Genomic DNA, 13,922 nt, shown 5'->3' on the forward strand with positions numbered 1-13,922 from the left:
CATTACGCATGTGTAATGCCATAGAAAAGGTGTTGAAATTATCCCCAGGTCGGAGCAAACCTCGCTTATCAAGACAATATGATTCGATTTGCCCAGGGGGAAATCATGCTCTTCGGACGTGTGACGGGGTGGCTGCTGGTCGGTCTCGCCGTCATCATGGCATCGGCTGACGCGGTCATGGCCTTAGGCCCGGCCGATTACGTCGGACTGATCACCGCCGATTTCGTTTTGTTGCTTGCCGGTCATACCCCCGACACCGCCGAAACCGGTCGTAGCCTGTTCGATACGGTCCAGGCGATGGTTCTCGATCTTCCGGCCTGGGTCGTGGTCGGAACCATGGGTGTGACTCTTTCGATCGTGTGCCGCCATCGTCCGCGCTGGCGTCGCCCGGTTTTCCGCCGCTAATCCCAAATATCCCGCCTGTCGGCCGCCCCGCGCCAGACTTCCCTTTGTTGTGAAATCAGAACAAACGGACGCTCCAGCCGGGGCGTGGTCGCGGCTTGCGCTCCTATTGGACCGGCCTGACCTCAGGCGGCCCCGGTGGCGGGCGACAGATCGCCCTCGGCGGCCTTGTCCTTGCCCTTGTCCGTCCCGGTGTCCTTGCGTGGCGGGGCCAGCCGGGCCGGAGTGGGGGTCGCCGCCAGAGCGGGGGCGGCATCCGCGGCGGGCGTTTCCTGCTTGCGGACCAGACGACCTTCCAATTGCGCCCCGGCTTCGATTTCGATGCTGTCGTGAATGATGTCGCCAGCGATGCGGGCGGCACGCGCGATCACCACCGCCCCGGCGGTGATCTTGCCGATCACCTCGCCGTGCACCTGGGTGGTTTCGGCGGTGATTTCGCCGGTGACCCGACCGGATTCGCCGATCAACAGCCGATGGCAGACGATATCGCCTTCCAACTGGCCGTCGATCTGGATTTCGCCCTCGGTGGTGATGTTGCCGACGATGCGGACATCGGCACCGATCAGCGACAGGGTTCCCCCAGCCGGCGACTTCCGGGACGACGTGCCGCCGCCTTTACCAAATCTTGAGAGCATGGTCACCTGCCGCGATGAATTTGAGGGGGTCACGGGGGACTTCGGACAGTCGAACTTCGTAATGCAGATGCGGGCCGGTCGAACGGCCGGTATTGCCGAGCAGTCCGATCACGGTCGAACGGCCGACATGCTGGCCCTCGCGGACCAGGATGCGGGACAGGTGGGCGTAGCGGGTGGTAACGCCGCCGCCATGGTCGATTTCGATCGCGAGGCCATAGCGGTCCCACGGCCCGGCGAACAGCACCTGACCTTCGCCGGTGGCATGAACCGGGGAGCCGAACGGGGCGGTCAGATCGACGCCTTCGTGAATCCCGGTGCGGCGGTTGAGCGGATCGTTGCGGCGGCCGAACGGTGAGCTGACGTCGTAGTCGGTTTGCAGCGGATCGCCCAACGGCATCGTCTGCATCGCCGCCTTGACCCCGCTCCAGCGATCGAGCCGGTCGAGCAGGCCGTTCAGCCCGGGCTCGGTCGCGGTGGCGTTGACCGGGACGAACGGACCGCCGCGGCCACGTTCGGGGTGGCGCGTTTCGATTACCCGGCCGGGATCGATCCCCAGCCGCGACAGCGAATGTTCGGCATCGGCGATGCGAGCGGCGGCGGCGTCGCTGGTGGTCTGCACCGCCTGGGCATAGGCCATCCGCAGACGTTCCAGCGAGGTTTCCAGCCGCCGGACCTGATCGCGCACGGCGCGGACCTCGGACTCGGCCGGGGCGTCGTCGGTTTTGACCGGATCGGCGACCGGGCCGGGCAGCGAGCGTTGTTTTTCCGGGGCGCCCTTGACCAAGGCGGCATTGGATTCGGCCAGAACCATCAGGCTGGACTGGACCAGATCGACCTCGCGGGTGATGTCGGCGACCATCTTCTGCGAGGCGATCAATCGTTGCTGGGCGCTATGGGTCGCCGACAGCATTTCTTCCAGCCGCTGTTCGCGCTGGACCAGTTCTTCGGGATGATGGAGCAGCATCAGGGTGGAGGCGGCCGCCCACAACACGCAGCCCGCGACGGCGGCGCCCAGCGCAACCAGCCGTCCCCGACCCAGGGCGATTTGGACAGCCGTGCCGTCGGCGCGGCGGATCAGCACCCGGGATTCGGGCACGATTGCGACGAAGGCGCGACGAACCGCTTTGAGGCGTTGTTCGGCCGCCTGGATCGCTCGCGGGTCCCTCACCTTTATCTGCTCCCCCCGTGGCAGGATGGCCCGACGACCGCCCGACAGGGACGATCGCCCAGCTTTGGGAAAATTCAGTGTAGTCAGCCTTCCGGCCCTAACCTATAGGTAAGAACTCCTGATCCGGGCAAGACGAATGTTGGCTGCGCCGTGGCAATCGGTGTCAGACTGTGTCGACTCGGCCGATTTCGGGGCGGACGATTGACGCGACCGCCCGGCGGGAATATCGTCACCGGCTTTATCCGTCTTCTGGAAGTTCTAGAAAATGCCCGATCTTCGCGACCTCGCCCGTTCCGCCGCCGCCTGGCCGTTCCAGGAAGCCCGCGCTCTGTTGGATGGCCGCTTGCAGGGGAAAAAACCGGATAAAGGCTACGTTCTGTTCGAGACGGGCTACGGTCCGTCGGGGCTGCCCCATATCGGCACCTTCGGCGAGGTGGTGCGCACCACCATGGTCCGGCGCGCCTTTTCGCTGCTGGCCCCCGAGATTCCGACCCGTCTGTTTGCCTTTTCGGACGATATGGATGGCCTGCGCAAGGTTCCCGACAATATCCCGAATCAGGAGATGGTCCGCGCCCATCTCGGCAAGCCGCTGACCTCGATCCCCGATCCGTTCGGTACCCACGAAAGCTTCGGCCACCATAACAACGCCCGCCTGCGCTCGTTCCTGGATGCGTTCGGCTTCGAGTATGAGTTCCAGTCGGCGACCGACTGGTACAAGTCCGGGCGTTACGATCAGGCGCTGCTCGGTGTGCTGCGTCATTATGACGAGGTCATCAACGTCGTTCTGCCCACCCTGGGCGAAGAGCGCCGCGCCACCTATTCGCCGTTCCTGCCGGTCTGTCCCAAGACCGGGATCGTGTTGCAGGTGCCGGTGGTCGAAACCCGTCCCGACGACGGCACCATCATCTATCGTGACACCGATGGAACCCTGGTCGAAACCCCGGTGACCGGCGGGCAGTGCAAGCTGCAATGGAAGGCCGATTGGGGAATGCGCTGGGTCGCGCTCGGCGTCGATTACGAAATGAGCGGCAAGGATCTGATCCCCTCGGTCGAGCTGTCGACCCGGATCGCCCGCATTCTCGGTGGCCAGCCGCCGCAGACCCTGACCTACGAACTGTTCCTCGACGACAAGGGGCAGAAGATTTCGAAATCGAAGGGCAACGGTCTCGCTGTCGAGGATTGGCTGAAATACGCCCCGCCGGAAAGCCTGGCCCTGTTCATGTACCAGAAGCCCAAGGCGGCGAAGCGGCTGTATTTCGACGTCATTCCCCGCGCGGTCGATGATTACCTGACCTTCCTTGGCAAGTTCCCGGCCGAGGACGATGCCAAGCGGCTGGAAAATCCGGTCTGGCACATCCATCAGGGCCAGCCGCCCCGCGAAGAGGCTCACCTGACCTTCGGCATCCTGCTGAATCTTGCCAGCGTCTGCCATTCCGAGGATCCGGCGGTGCTGTGGGGCTTCATCCGCCGCTATGTTCCCGGCGCCAGCCCGGAAACCGCGCCGATCCTCGATTCGCTGGTCGGCTACGCGATCGCCTATTACCGCGATTTCGTCAAACCGTCGCTGCGCTATCGGGCCGCGACGGCGGACGAGGCCGAGGCCTTTACCGCGCTGAAGGCCGGGCTGGAGGCGTTGCCTGTCGATGCCTCGGTTGAGGACCTTCAGGCCCTGGTCTATGAGATCGGCAAGCGTCCCTGCTTCACCGACCTCAAGGCGTGGTTCAAGGCGTGCTACGAAGTGCTTCTGGGAGCCGAGCAGGGGCCGCGTCTGGGCAGCTTTATCCGCCTCTATGGTATCCCCGAGACCATCGCCCTGCTCGACAAGGCGATCAAGGGCGAAGCCATCTAAAGTCTCCGAGGTGGGGCGGTCGCCATCGGCGATCGCCCCGTTTCGAGCCGGGCCGGTTGCCCCCATCGCGCCGGTGCCGTATAGGGTACGCCATGGCCAACGAGGATGACGGCGATAAACGCGCGGAACGGCTGAAGCGGGCACGAGCGCTGGCGGGACAGACCGGCGGCGGGACCCCTGCGGCCCCCGCACGCGCCGAGCCGGTCAAACCCGACCCCGTTCTCCCCTCTGCCTCTCCGTCTGCCGCACCGGCCCCCGCTTCGGCGGACCTGACCCGCACCCTGCGGCAAAGCCTGATCGAGATGCTGACCGGCTTGTTGCGGCCCAAGCCACCGGCAGTGGCTCAGCCCGCCGCGCCGCTGCCCGATCCTCCGGTTCTGACCGTCGTCGTCGCTGCTTTGGGCAACGATGCCGATGGGGCGGGGGCAACCCGGCTCAATCAGGCGCTGTCGGCGCGGACCGCGCTGAAGGTCAAGGCGCTGCCCAAGCTGTTTAGCCTCGACGGGTTGGAAGACCCGGCCCTGGTTGCCGCGGTGACGATGAACACCCGTCATGCCGTCGTCGAGGAAGATGCCGATCTCCTGCTGTGGGGTGATCTGACCAAGGACGGCTACCGTCTGCGGCTGGCCACCGCCGCCAGCGACGAGGAACGGTTCGGTCCCGCCACCCGGATCGAACTGCCGCTTGATCTGTCCGAGCCGGTGGTCAATCTGCTGTTTGCCGCTCTGCTGGCGGCGACCGATCCGGGCAGCGAGCCGCGCCGCACCGCGTTGCGCCGCCTGTTGTTGCCCGCCGCGATCGCCGCCGAGCCCTTGGCCGCCAAGCCGCCGGTCCAGATGGCGATGCCGCAGCAGCGTTCGGTGCAGATGCTGTTCGGTCATATCGCCGCCGCCGTCGCCGCGATTGCTCCGGCCGAGCAGGCCACCGTCTGGGCCGACAAGGCGATCAATGCCTATCGTCAGGCGGAACGAAGGCTGGGCCGCACCGATCCCGGTTGGGAAGGCGGTTTGATCCATCGCCATATCGCCGCCGCGATTGCCGCCAAGGCCGACCGTTCGAAGGAACCGGCTCCATTGTTGGAAGAGGCGATCCGCGAATGGCGTTCGGCGGCGGAAACCCTGCCGCGGGCGGTGATGCCGCAGGATTGGGCGGCGACCCAGCTCCGGCTGGGGACGGCGCTGTACCGGCTCGATTTGCTGACCGGCCAGACCGAATTGCTGCGCGAGGCGCTCCAGGCGCTGCAATCGACCCTTCAGGTCTATTCCCGCACCGAGACCCCGTCCCGCTGGGCCGACGTGATGCACACTGTCGCTCAGGTGCTGGAGGTCTATGGCGATCAATTGCGCAACGTCGAAGTATTGCAGCGGGCGGTCGATGCCTGCCATTCCGTGCTGGAGATCCGCAGCCGCGACCGGACGCCGCTGGCCTGGGCGGCGACTCAGAACACCCTGGGCTCGGCCCTGTTCCTGCTCGACCGCCATTCCGAAGGCGGTGGCCATCTGGTCGAGGCCGAACTGGCCCTGACCGCCGCCCTGGACGTATTCCAGACCCATGGCGCGAAGCGCCCGGCCAAGGTGGCGGCGCGCAACCTGGCCCATGTCCGCAAACTGGCCGAAAGCCGCAAGACCCGTTCGGTGGTCGAGCCGCATTGGCTTGACGATCCACAAAGGTAATCCATGGCGCCCAAGCCGACTCCCCGTGCCCTTGCTCTTGAGCTTCTGTCCACCATCCTCGATCGCGACCGTCTGCTCGACGACATGCTCGAAGACCGCCGACTGGCGACGCTGGACGACCGCGACCGCGCCTTTGTGCGGCTGTTGCTGGCGACGACGCTGCGCCGCCTCGGCCAGATTGACGCCCTGATCGCGCTCTGTCTCGACCGTCCGCTCGGGCCGCGCGCGGTGATGGCCTGCCACGCCTTGCGGCTCGGCGTTTGCCAGTTGCTGTTCCTCGATCTGCCGCCGCATGCGGCGATCTCGACCACCGTCGATCTGGTCAAGCATACCCCGCTGGCCGGGTTCACCGGGCTGATCAACGCGGTGCTGCGCCGTCTGTCGCGCGATGGGGCCGAGATGGTCGCGGCCCAGGATGCCGCCCGGCTCGATACCCCGGACTGGCTGTGGCGGTCGTGGTCGAATACCTATGGCGACGAGGTGGCCCACGCCATCGCCGCCGCCCATCTGACCGAGGCTCCGGTCGATATCACCGTTGCCGCCGATCCCGAGGGCTGGGCCGCCCGGCTCGAGGCCGAGATTCTCCCCACCGGCTCGCTTCGGCGCAGCGGGGGCGGGGCGGTGTCGCGTCTGGCCGGGTTCGACGAAGGCGGCTGGTGGATTCAAGATGCCGCCGCCGCCTTGCCAGCACGGCTGTTTGGCGATGTCCGGGGCAAGCGCGTTGTCGATCTGTGCGCCGCACCGGGCGGCAAGGCGCTGCAACTTGCCTCGGCCGGGGCAGTGGTGACCGCGCTTGACCGCTCGGCTCCCCGGCTGGGGCGGCTGTCCGATAATTTGGCCCGGCTGGGATTGTCGGCGACGATTATCGCCGCCGATGCCGCCGCCTGGGCCCCGGGCGAAACCTTCGACGCCGTACTGCTCGATGCGCCGTGTTCCGCCACCGGGACGCTGCGCCGCCATCCCGACGTCGCCCGCCACAAAAGCCCGGCTGACGTCACCAAACTGTCTGCCGCCCAGGCCCGCCTGTTCGAGGCCGCGACCGCGCTGCTTGTTCCCGGTGGGACGCTGATTTACTGCGTCTGCTCGTTGGAGCCGCAGGAGGGGATTGATCAGGTCGAGCGCGCCCTGGCCGCCGGTGCTCCGCTGGAGCGGGTGCCGATCCGGCCGGATGAGGTCGGCGGGCTGGCCGAACTGATTACCCCGGCGGGCGATCTGCGCACGCTGCCCTGCCATCTGGGCGAGAAGGGGGGCATGGATGCCTTCTTCGCCGCCCGTCTGCGCCGGGTCTAAGTCGATGAGCCGCCGATTCGTCCTGATCGACCGCGACGGAACCTTGAACGTCGAGAAGCATTATCTGTCCGACCCCGATCAGCTCGAGCTGTATCCCGGCGCGGGGGCGGCGGTGCGGCGGTTGAACCAGCTTGGGCTGGGGGTGGTGGTGGTGACCAACCAGTCGGGGATCGCCCGGGGCTATTTCGATCTGGCCCGGCTGGCGGAGATTCACCGCCGCCTCGACCAAGTGCTGGCTGCCGAGGGGGCGCATCTCGACGGGCTGTATGTCTGCCCGCACGGTCCGGACGAGGAGTGCGCGTGCCGCAAACCTCGCCCCGGCATGATCGATCAGGCGGTTGCCGATCACGGATTCGATCCGGCCCAGGCCTTTGTCATCGGCGATAAGGAAGTCGATGTCGAATTGGGGCACGGCGTTGGGGCGGTCAGCTTTCTGGTCCGCACCGGCCATGGTGCCAAGGCGGTGGCGACCTCGCGCGCTGATTATATCGTCAACGATCTTGCTGCGGCGGTGGCGCAGATCGAGCGTCTGGTCGGCTAGGCGCCGTCGGGCGCTATTTTCCAGCCGGAGCCAAGCGGACCGACAAAACGCCCTCCATCGCGGTGCGGCCGGGGGGCGCCACCAGGGTCATCAGCGCCACCGGAGCGCTGCCGTTGCCGCCCAGGCGTTTGGCCAGGATTTTGGCGAACCATCCGCTTGGGGTGTAGACATAATCGCTGAGGGTCATCCCCTCGGCGTCCCGGCTGTCGAGCGGCAGTAACGATCCGCCATCCTTCATCCCGCCGCGTTCGACCATCGCGACGAGATAGCGGTGAACGGCGATCGGATCGGCGAATTCCGCCATCACCGAGCAGAGGCCGTCTTGCGAGACGACCAGGGTGATGCCCCCAATCCGGCCCGGCGCAGAACCCGGACGCTGCCGCTGCGCTCGCCCAGCAGTGCCTTGGCGACATCGGGCGGCGCATCGATAAAGCCGAACTCGCCCCCCGCCGCGGCAGCGGCCAGGGTTCCGCTGGCATCGCCGATATTGATCAGACAAATCTGCCCCAGGACGGCGGTGGCCAACCGGCTGGTCTGGTCGCGGACAACGCTGGGATCAAGCGCGGGGGCCGTCTGGGCCAGGGCCGGAGCGGCACACAGCAGCGACAGTACCGACAGAACCCGTGTCAGCCTCATGGGGACCTCGCGCCAAGAGTGATGATCGCCTGAAGATCGGGATTGGCCGTTTCCGAGGTGGTGAGGATCACCCGCATCCCCGCCGGTTCGACGGTGTAGAGCCGGATCAGCTCCTCGCGGTAGGCCCCGGACGGGATCAGATCAATGAAGCGCGATCGCATCGCTCCCTTCGTCTCTTCTCCGGCGGCGCGCACGGTGAAGGATTTGCCCAATCCCGAGCGCAGATCGGCTTGAAGGCGGCGGAAGAGAGCGTCGGTCGCGACCTTGCGGACGAAGACGATGCAGGTTTCGTCGGGGTTCAGCAACGCCAGGGTAACCCCGGCATCGGGCCGCGCCCAGGCCGAGCCCTCGCGACCCTGGAGGAAGGGGGCGGCATCGGCGGGCGACAGTTCGGGCAGATACATGTCCCGTCCCGGACGCAACACCTCGCGCAGCTTGGCGTAATCCCCCGCATAGGCGACGCAGCCCAGCAGGAAGGTGCGGGCCGCGACGTCGACGCTGTCGTTCGGCGGGGCCGCCATTGCCCGGTTCGGGGACGCGGCGAGGACAAGCAGCGCGATCAGTCCGGCCGCAATGGCTCTGGGGAGAGTGATCATGGAGCGAAGCAGACCACAGCCGCCCGTCCGGTTCAAGTGTGGGAGACCTGGGGGAGGGGGGTACAAAAGCAACGGGACCGCCCTCGGCAGAGAGCGGTCCCGCGCTTTATCGATCGAAATCGGCGGTCGGTCAGCGCAGAGCGACAACCATCGCTTCGGCAATCGCCACCTGGCGGGCCGCCCGGCTGCGATCCAGGTCGGTCTGCGCATCGGTGACGGCGAGGTCAGCGGCAGCACGACGCTCGGCCGCGATCTCGCTGGTCAACTCGTCCAGCGGAAACGCTTCTTCCGCCAGAACGGTGACCCGTTCGCCGGTCACTTCGGCGAAGCCACCGGCGACGAAGATCCGGTTGGTGACCTTGCCGTCGTTATGGATGTCGATGACACCGGGGCGCACGGTGGAAATCAACGGAGCATGGAGGGGGAGGGCGCCGAAATCGCCGTCCTCGCCCGGAACCACCACCATTTCCACCGGCTCTGACAACAAGAGCTTTGCCGGTGACACCAATTCGAACTGGATCTTCTCGGCCATGCCGATGTTCCTTTACGTCAGGCGGCTTCGGCGGCCATCTTCTTGGCCTTCTCGATCGCCTCGTCGATGCCGCCGACCATGTAGAAGGCGGATTCGGGCAGGTGATCGTACTCGCCGGCGATGATCGCCTTGAAGCCCTTAATGGTCTCTTCCAGCGACACCAGCTTACCCGGCGAGCCGGTGAAGACTTCGGCGACGTGGAAGGGCTGCGACAGGAAGCGCTGGATCTTACGAGCGCGGGCGACGATCAGCTTGTCCTCTTCCGACAGTTCATCCATGCCAAGGATGGCGATGATGTCCTGAAGCGACTTGTAGGTCTGGAGGATGCGCTGCACTTCGCGAGCGGTCTCGTAATGCTCCTTGCCGACGACGCGGGGGTCGAGGACGCGCGAGGTCGAGTCGAGCGGATCGACCGCCGGGTAGATACCCAGCTCGGCGATCTGACGCGACAGAACGGTGGTGGCGTCCAAGTGGGCGAACGAGGTGGCCGGAGCCGGATCGGTGAGATCGTCGGCCGGGACGTAAATCGCCTGGACCGAGGTGATCGAGCCCTTCTTGGTCGAGGTGATCCGCTCCTGCAACGCGCCCATGTCGGTGGCGAGAGTGGGCTGATAGCCCACCGCCGACGGGATGCGGCCCAGCAGAGCCGACACTTCCGAACCGGCCTGGGTGAAGCGGAAGATGTTGTCGACGAAGAACAGCACGTCCTGGGCTTCGACGTCGCGGAAATATTCCGCCACGGTCAGACCGGACAGGGCGACGCGGGCGCGGGCACCCGGCGGCTCGTTCATCTGGCCATAAACCAGGGCGACCTTCGAACCGGGGCCGTCCAGCTTAATGACGTTCGACTCGATCATCTCGTGATAGAGATCGTTGCCCTCGCGGGTACGCTCGCCGACACCGGCGAACACCGAGTAACCGCCGTGCGCCTTGGCGATGTTGTTGATCAGTTCCATGATCAGAACGGTCTTGCCGACACCGGCGCCGCCGAACAGGCCGACCTTACCGCCCTTGGCGTAGGGGGCCAGCAGATCGATGACCTTAATGCCGGTGACGAGAATTTCGGTCTCGGTCGACTGTTCGATGAATTCGGGCGCTTCGGCGTGGATCGGCGCGCTCGACTTGGCGTTGATCGGGCCACGCTCGTCGATCGGCTCGCCGATCACGTTCATGATGCGGCCCAGGGTCTCGGGACCGACCGGAACGCGGATCGCGGTTCCGGTGTCGACCGCCTTGGCCCCACGGGTCAGACCGTCGGTCGAGTCCATGGCGATGGTCCGCACGGTGGACTCGCCCAGATGCTGGGCGACTTCCAGCACCAGCTTGCGGCCCTGATGTTCCAGCTCGAGCGCGTTCAGAATGGCCGGCAGCGGGCCTTCGAAGCGCACGTCCACGACCGCGCCCAGGACCTGGGTGATCGTGCCGACATTGTTGATTGCCATGGTGTGCTCCTCGTCTTCCGTCACAGCGCTTCGGCGCCGGAGATGATTTCGATCAGTTCCTTGGTGATCTGGGCCTGGCGCGACCGATTGTATTTGATCGCCAAGGCATTGATCATGTCGCCCGCATTCCGGGTGGCATTGTCCATCGCGGTCATCCGCGCACCCTGTTCCGACGCCTGGCTTTCCAGCATCGAGCGGAACAACTGGATGGCCAGATTGCGCGGCAGGATCTCGGCCAGGATTTCGGCTTCACCGGGCTCGAACTCATAGACAGCCCGGGCCGAGGCATCGACCGTTTCGGACTGGGCCGGAACCGGGAACGGGATCAGCTGCTGGCGGGTGACGTTCTGCGAAATCGCCGACACAAAGCGGTTGTAGACGACGGTACAGACATCGAACTCGCCATTGGCGAACATCTGGGTGATCCGGGTGGCGACCTGATCGGCTTCGGGGAAGGTGATCCCCTTACGGCCGAGATTGTCGAAACCCTCGATCATCAGATGACCGTAATCGCGGCGCAACGCCTCGCGGCCTTTGCGACCGACCGGCAGAATAACGACCTTCTTGCCCTGCTTCAGCAGCTCGGCGGTGAGCAACCGGGTGGACCGGGTGATGCTCGAATTGAAGCCGCCGCACAGGCCACGGTCCGCAGTCACCGGGACGATCAGGTGAACCTGATCCGATCCGGTGCCGGTCAGCATCGCCGGGGCGCCAGCCTGACCGGCCATCGCGCCCGCCAGGGTGCCCAGCATCCGTTCCATGCGTTCGGCGAAGGGCCGGGCCGCTTCGGCCGCGGTCTGGGCCCGGCGAAGCTTGGAGGCCGCGACCATTTTCATGGCCGAGGTGATCTTGCGCGTCGATTTGACGCTGGTGATCCTCAGCCTTAGGTCCTTGAGGCTCGGCATGAACTCCTACACTCCCTTGCGTGACGTCCCCCCGGGGCGGCGGGCGCTTGCCTGCTCTCGGAGGGTCGCCCTCGCGACCCTTGGGTGACGAAGCGACGATCTCGCTCCCGACCGGATCACCGGTGCGGGAGCGGATCGTCGCGGCGATCAGGCGAAGGTTTTGGTGAAAGCGACGATCGCCGCCTTCAACTTTTCTTCGGTTTCGGCCTTGATCTGCTTGTCAGCGGCGATCGAGGTCAAGATTTCCGGCGACTTCGCCTTGATGTCGGCCAGCAGACCGGCTTCGAAGCGGCCGACCTGACGGACGTCGATCTTGTCGAGATAGCCCTTCACACCGGCATAGACCGACACGACTTCTTCTTCGGTCGACAGCGGCGAGAACTGGGGCTGCTTCAACAATTCGGTCAGACGGGCACCGCGATTGAGCAGCTTCTGGGTCGCCGGATCGAGATCCGAAGCGAACTGGGCGAAGGCCGCCATTTCACGATACTGCGCCAGTTCCAGCTTGATCGAGCCAGCAACCTGCTTCATCGCCTTGATCTGCGCGGCGGAACCGACGCGCGACACCGAGAGGCCGACGTTCACGGCGGGGCGGATGCCCTTATAGAACAGCTCGGTCTCGAGGAAGATCTGACCGTCGGTGATCGAAATCACGTTGGTCGGGATGTAGGCGGAAACGTCGTTGGCCTGGGTCTCGATCACCGGCAGAGCGGTCAGCGAGCCGTTACCGGCGGCGTCGCCCATCTTGGCGGCGCGTTCGAGCAGGCGCGAATGGAGATAGAACACGTCGCCCGGATAGGCTTCACGTCCCGGCGGACGACGGAGCAGCAGCGACATCTGACGATAGGCGACCGCCTGCTTGGACAGATCGTCATAAATGATCAGAGCGTGCATGCCGTTGTCGCGGAAATACTCGCCCATCGCACAGCCGGCATAGGGAGCCAGGAACTGGAGCGGGGCGGGCTCGGACGCGGTGGCGGCGACGACGATGGTGTATTCCATCGCGCCGTAATCGGTCAGCGTCTTGACGATCTGGGCGACGGTCGAACGCTTCTGGCCGACGGCGACATAGATGCAGAACAGCTTGGCCGATTCGTCGGTGCCGCTGTGCCAGCGCTTCTGATTGATGATGGTGTCGATCAGGATCGCGGTCTTGCCGGTCTGACGGTCACCGATCACCAGTTCGCGCTGACCACGCCCGATCGGGATCAGGGTGTCGATCGCCTTGATGCCGGTCGACATCGGCTCATGCACCGACTTACGCGGAATGATGCCGGGAGCCTTGACGTCGACTCGGGCACGGCCCGCAGCTTCGATCGGACCCTTGCCGTCGATCGGATTGCCGAGCGCGTCAACGACGCGACCGAGCAGGCCCTTGCCCACCGGCACATCGACGATCGCGCCAGTGCGCTTGACGACATCGCCTTCCTTGATCGAGCGGTCGTTGCCGAAAATCACGATGCCGACATTGTCGACTTCGAGATTCAGCGCCATCCCCTTGATGCCGCCGGGGAATTCGACCATCTCGCCGGCCTGGACCTTATCAAGGCCATGCACGCGGGCGATACCGTCTCCGACCGACAGGACCTGACCGACCTCGGCAACTTCCGCCTCGGTTCCGAAGCTGGCGATCTGTTGCTTGAGGATTGCGGAGATTTCCGCGGCGCGGATTTCCATTATCCAACCCCTTTCATAGCGAGCTTGAGATGCTGCAGCTTCGTCTTGAGCGAGCTGTCAACCATTTGGGAGCCGACCTTGACCACCAGACCGCCGAGCAGGCCGGGGTCGACCTTCACCTCAACGGCGACGGAGCCGCCGAAGGTGGTGCGGAGGGCGGAGGACAAGGCGTCTTGCTGGGCCTGCGACAGCGGAACGGCGGAGGCCACTTCGGCCGTCCGTTCCCCACGCCGCGCGGCCAGCCGGCCGAGATAGGAATTGATCGCCGCTTCCATCAGGAACAGGCGGCGGCTTTTCGCGGCCAGTCCCAGGAAGCGGGTGGTGAGGTCGGTGAAGCCGGCGGCCTTCGCCACGGCGACAATCGCCCGGCCTTGTTCGGCCCGGCTCAACACCGGACTTCCCACCAAGCGGCGGAGGTCGGCGCTGTCGTGCAGCATGGCCTTCAACGTCCGGAGATCCCCGGCGACGTCGTCAAGGCCGTTTTGAGCCTCAGCCAGCTCGAACAGGGCGCCGGCATAGCGGTCGGCGATCACGCCAATAGTTTCGGATGGCACCTGGGCAAGTCCTTAAGGATCG

General features: G+C 65.5%; 15 protein-coding genes. 5 read left to right on the top strand and 10 right to left on the bottom strand.

All coding sequences use genetic code 11. The annotated features are described in order from the left end of the window. Positions 1–105 precede the first annotated feature (105 nt). Positions 106–405 carry a hypothetical protein gene (locus K678_RS01520; RefSeq protein WP_039851809.1) on the top strand — a complete coding sequence of 100 codons (300 nt, stop codon included), beginning with the start codon at positions 106–108 and terminating at the stop codon, positions 403–405. Positions 406–527: 122 nt separating this feature from the next. On the opposite strand, the gene K678_RS01525 is transcribed toward K678_RS01520, so the two are convergent. Both K678_RS01525 and K678_RS01530 read right to left on the bottom strand, forming a co-directional pair. Then, positions 528–1,037: a bactofilin family protein gene (locus K678_RS01525; RefSeq protein WP_021130694.1), complete on the bottom strand. Its 510-nt coding sequence runs from the start codon at positions 1,035–1,037 to the stop codon at positions 528–530. Beyond that, positions 1,018–2,205 (bottom strand): M23 family metallopeptidase, encoded by a 1,188-nt coding sequence (locus K678_RS01530; RefSeq protein WP_021130695.1) that lies wholly within the window; start codon positions 2,203–2,205, stop codon positions 1,018–1,020. Before K678_RS01530 ends, K678_RS01525 begins: the two co-directional genes overlap by 20 nt. Before the next feature lie 265 nt (positions 2,206–2,470). Between K678_RS01530 and K678_RS01535 the strand changes: the two genes are divergently transcribed. The 4 genes from K678_RS01535 (at position 2,471) to gmhB (ending at position 7,558) form a co-directional block, all read left to right on the top strand. Further along, on the top strand, positions 2,471–4,054 hold the full coding sequence (locus tag K678_RS01535) for a lysine--tRNA ligase (RefSeq protein ID WP_021130696.1): 1,584 nt from the start codon (positions 2,471–2,473) through the stop codon (positions 4,052–4,054). 92 nt (positions 4,055–4,146) lie between these two features. Then, positions 4,147–5,727, top strand: coding sequence for a hypothetical protein (locus K678_RS01540; RefSeq protein ID WP_021130697.1), 1,581 nt, complete (start codon positions 4,147–4,149; stop codon positions 5,725–5,727). Positions 5,728–5,730: 3 nt separating this feature from the next. Further along, on the top strand, positions 5,731–7,017 hold the full coding sequence (locus K678_RS01545; RefSeq protein ID WP_021130698.1) for an RsmB/NOP family class I SAM-dependent RNA methyltransferase: 1,287 nt from the start codon (positions 5,731–5,733) through the stop codon (positions 7,015–7,017). 4 nt (positions 7,018–7,021) lie between these two features. Continuing rightward, a complete protein-coding gene (gmhB, locus tag K678_RS01550; protein ID WP_021130699.1) occupies positions 7,022–7,558 on the top strand; it encodes a D-glycero-beta-D-manno-heptose 1,7-bisphosphate 7-phosphatase in 537 nt (178 codons plus the stop codon). A 13-nt stretch (positions 7,559–7,571) separates the two neighbouring features. On the opposite strand, the gene K678_RS19325 is transcribed toward gmhB, so the two are convergent. The 8 genes from K678_RS19325 to K678_RS01585 form a co-directional block, all read right to left on the bottom strand. Next, a complete protein-coding gene (locus tag K678_RS19325; RefSeq protein ID WP_021130700.1) occupies positions 7,572–7,862 on the bottom strand; it encodes a hypothetical protein in 291 nt (96 codons plus the stop codon). Further along, on the bottom strand, positions 7,862–8,194 hold the full coding sequence (locus tag K678_RS19330) for a hypothetical protein (RefSeq protein WP_021130701.1): 333 nt from the start codon (positions 8,192–8,194) through the stop codon (positions 7,862–7,864). The genes K678_RS19325 and K678_RS19330 overlap by 1 nt, the downstream gene beginning before the upstream one ends. Further along, a complete protein-coding gene (locus tag K678_RS01560; protein ID WP_231376185.1) occupies positions 8,191–8,715 on the bottom strand; it encodes an NMCC_0638 family (lipo)protein in 525 nt (174 codons plus the stop codon). The genes K678_RS19330 and K678_RS01560 overlap by 4 nt, the downstream gene beginning before the upstream one ends. 205 nt (positions 8,716–8,920) lie before the next feature. Continuing rightward, on the bottom strand, positions 8,921–9,322 hold the full coding sequence (gene atpC / locus K678_RS01565) for an ATP synthase F1 subunit epsilon (RefSeq protein ID WP_021130703.1): 402 nt from the start codon (positions 9,320–9,322) through the stop codon (positions 8,921–8,923). Positions 9,323–9,339: 17 nt separating this feature from the next. Beyond that, positions 9,340–10,764 carry a F0F1 ATP synthase subunit beta gene (gene atpD / locus K678_RS01570; protein ID WP_021130704.1) on the bottom strand — a complete coding sequence of 475 codons (1,425 nt, stop codon included), beginning with the start codon at positions 10,762–10,764 and terminating at the stop codon, positions 9,340–9,342. Positions 10,765–10,784: 20 nt separating this feature from the next. Beyond that, positions 10,785–11,669, bottom strand: coding sequence for a F0F1 ATP synthase subunit gamma (locus tag K678_RS01575; RefSeq protein WP_021130705.1), 885 nt, complete (start codon positions 11,667–11,669; stop codon positions 10,785–10,787). A 147-nt stretch (positions 11,670–11,816) separates the two neighbouring features. Further along, complete coding sequence (gene atpA, locus K678_RS01580; protein WP_021130706.1) at positions 11,817–13,346, bottom strand: F0F1 ATP synthase subunit alpha; 1,530 nt, start codon at positions 13,344–13,346, stop codon at positions 11,817–11,819. Further along, positions 13,346–13,900: a F0F1 ATP synthase subunit delta gene (locus K678_RS01585; RefSeq protein WP_021130707.1), complete on the bottom strand. Its 555-nt coding sequence runs from the start codon at positions 13,898–13,900 to the stop codon at positions 13,346–13,348. Before K678_RS01585 ends, atpA begins: the two co-directional genes overlap by 1 nt. Positions 13,901–13,922: the final 22 nt, after the last annotated feature.

Origin of the sequence: Magnetospirillum fulvum MGU-K5, from assembly GCF_000442515.1 — a bacterium.
Lineage (GTDB): Bacteria > Pseudomonadota > Alphaproteobacteria > Rhodospirillales > Magnetospirillaceae > Phaeospirillum > Phaeospirillum fulvum_B.

Coding starts and splice junctions, on each gene's coding strand:
- K678_RS01520 (WP_039851809.1), top strand. CDS start 106: ATGCTCTTCGGACGTGTGACGGGGTGGCTGCTGGTCGGTCTCGCCGTC.
- K678_RS01525 (WP_021130694.1), bottom strand. CDS start 1,037: ATGCTCTCAAGATTTGGTAAAGGCGGCGGCACGTCGTCCCGGAAGTCG.
- K678_RS01535 (WP_021130696.1), top strand. CDS start 2,471: ATGCCCGATCTTCGCGACCTCGCCCGTTCCGCCGCCGCCTGGCCGTTC.
- K678_RS01540 (WP_021130697.1), top strand. CDS start 4,147: ATGGCCAACGAGGATGACGGCGATAAACGCGCGGAACGGCTGAAGCGG.
- K678_RS01545 (WP_021130698.1), top strand. CDS start 5,731: ATGGCGCCCAAGCCGACTCCCCGTGCCCTTGCTCTTGAGCTTCTGTCC.
- gmhB (WP_021130699.1), top strand. CDS start 7,022: ATGAGCCGCCGATTCGTCCTGATCGACCGCGACGGAACCTTGAACGTC.
- K678_RS19325 (WP_021130700.1), bottom strand. CDS start 7,862: ATGGCGGAATTCGCCGATCCGATCGCCGTTCACCGCTATCTCGTCGCG.
- K678_RS19330 (WP_021130701.1), bottom strand. CDS start 8,194: ATGAGGCTGACACGGGTTCTGTCGGTACTGTCGCTGCTGTGTGCCGCT.
- K678_RS01560 (WP_231376185.1), bottom strand. CDS start 8,715: ATGGCGGCCCCGCCGAACGACAGCGTCGACGTCGCGGCCCGCACCTTC.
- atpC (WP_021130703.1), bottom strand. CDS start 9,322: ATGGCCGAGAAGATCCAGTTCGAATTGGTGTCACCGGCAAAGCTCTTG.
- atpD (WP_021130704.1), bottom strand. CDS start 10,764: ATGGCAATCAACAATGTCGGCACGATCACCCAGGTCCTGGGCGCGGTC.
- K678_RS01575 (WP_021130705.1), bottom strand. CDS start 11,669: ATGCCGAGCCTCAAGGACCTAAGGCTGAGGATCACCAGCGTCAAATCG.
- atpA (WP_021130706.1), bottom strand. CDS start 13,346: ATGGAAATCCGCGCCGCGGAAATCTCCGCAATCCTCAAGCAACAGATC.